Origin of the sequence: Thermogemmatispora sp. (assembly GCF_042408735.1) — a bacterium.
Taxonomy (GTDB): Bacteria; Chloroflexota; Ktedonobacteria; order Ktedonobacterales; family Ktedonobacteraceae; genus Thermogemmatispora.
Genome location: NZ_JBHOQV010000100.1, coordinates 1 through 1,195 on the forward strand (window position 1 = coordinate 1; position 1,195 = coordinate 1,195).

2 protein-coding genes are annotated in these 1,195 nt (G+C 67.2%); both read right to left on the minus strand.

Annotated elements, in window-relative coordinates; all coding sequences use genetic code 11:
* On the minus strand, positions 1-594 hold a 594-nt coding region (locus ACFMO7_RS08755; RefSeq protein WP_376795110.1), incomplete at its 3' end, for a class I SAM-dependent methyltransferase.
* Between the two features lie 63 nt (positions 595-657).
* Positions 658-1,195, minus strand: a 538-nt coding sequence (locus tag ACFMO7_RS08760) for a hypothetical protein (protein WP_376795111.1), incomplete at its 5' end; no start/stop codon positions are given.

Consider the following 1,195-nt stretch of genomic DNA (forward strand, 5'->3'; position numbering starts at 1 on the left):
AGACAGGCTCTGGCCGGCCCGCTTGAGGGCCTGGCAGCCCAGGGCCATGAGCCGCTCAAAGGCCGGACTGGTGGAGAGCGGCTCCTCCATCTCGGTCAGGCGCAGGAAGCCGCCCGGTCTGAGCAGGCGGCGACACTCGGCCAGCAGCCGCGGCCAGGCCGCCGGCAGCATGAAGCCCCACAGGAGTCGCCCATTGATCAGGTCGAAGGAGCCGTCCTCGAAGGCCAGCGGCTCCATGACGTCCATGACCTGGAAGTGGACGTTGTCCAGGCCCCGTGAGCGGGCCTGAGTGGTGGCATACTCGACGACCGTCGGGCTGATGTCGACACCGAGCAAGGTGGCCCGCGGGAAGCAGAAGGCCAGTTCCAGCAGCCAGCCGCCGGGACCGCAGGCCAGATCGAGGACGCGGCCCGTCTCGGGGAGGCTGATCCCCTCCTCGGGCAAGAGGCCCCCCAGCGCCTCGGTGAGCAGCCGATCCTGCTGCATCAGGCGGGCCAGCTCCCCAACGTTCTCGGCATCGAGGATGTAGGTCGAGCGTCCGCGCTGCAGTGGGCGGACGGGATTCGGGCGAGATGAGTCATCGTGAGGTTCCATCGGCGTCTCCTTTCTGTTCGAAACCGGCTCCCTCCTGGCCCGAGGCGAGGCCTGCAAGCTGGTTCATGCTTCCTCTGGCTCTGTCTGGCCTGAGCAATAGAGCTGCTTCAGGAAGGCGGTGAAATCGCGCATCTCCTGGCGATACTCCTCCAGCTTCTGGCGCTGAAGCTCCGGCGAGACTTCCAGGTACAGGTCGATGGCTCCCTGGTTCTGAAGGCGCGTGTACAGCCCCGTGGTCAGGATCAGGCGGCGATCGAAAGGCACCATCCTTCCCTCATAGAACCGACTCAGGTACTGCACCAGCCTGGCGCGGAGCGGCAGGTGCCGGACGGCCAACGCTCGCTGGGCCGCACGCAGGCGACGAGCAAGCGCATCGACCTGCTGTTGGGTCTCGAGCAGGAGCGCTTCTTCTCCAGCCTGCTGCTCGCGCAGCGCGGAGAGACGCTGATGAGCCAGGCAGACCTCCTGGCGCAGCGCTTCCTCTTCCTGGACCAGCGCTTGAAAGGCGGCGTCTTGCGGACCGATGTCCACCCAGGGCAGCCGCAGGCCGCGTCGCTCATCCAGGTGGCCCCCGCAGGACATGACGGTCGGGAGGCCGACG